We start from the raw sequence: 569 nt of genomic DNA on the forward strand, positions 1-569 counted from the left end.
CGGTTTGGCTGCGGCTTTTAATGCCCCACTCGCAGGCATTATGTTCGTTGTGGAGGAAATGCGACCTCAGTTTCGCTACTCTTTGATCTCAATTCGCGCAGTGATCATTTCTGCCATTATGGCGAACATAGTGTTTCGCGCCATCAACGGGCAAGACGCCGTTATCACTATGCCGCAATACCAGTCGCCAGAGCTTCAAACCCTATGGCTGTTTTTATTGCTTGGCGCATTGTTTGGCGTGTTTGGCGTGATCTTCAATAAACTGATTACCGTGGCACAAGACAGTTTTGTCGCAATTCACAAAAACGATCGTAAGCGCTACTTGATTGTGGGTTCGCTACTGGGAGGCGTGTTTGGTTTGCTTCTTTTGTACGTACCCCAACTAACTGGTGGTGGTATCGGCCTTATTCCTGACATTACTAACGGTAACTACTCGGTATCTATTTTAGTTTTGCTTTTCTTTGGTCGCGTAATTACAACCCTGCTCTGTTTTGGTTCTGGTGCGCCGGGAGGCATCTTTGCACCTATGCTTGCTCTGGGAACCTTATTTGGTTATGCGTTCGGAGCAA

General features: G+C 47.5%; 1 protein-coding gene. It reads left to right on the top strand.

Annotated elements, in window-relative coordinates; genetic code table 11:
* On the top strand, positions 1–569 hold a 569-nt coding region (locus IQR33_RS32835), incomplete at both ends, for a chloride channel protein (protein ID WP_228013860.1).

The organism is Vibrio sp. OPT46 (assembly GCF_015163535.1).
GTDB classification, from domain to species: Bacteria; Pseudomonadota; Gammaproteobacteria; order Enterobacterales; family Vibrionaceae; genus Vibrio; species Vibrio alginolyticus.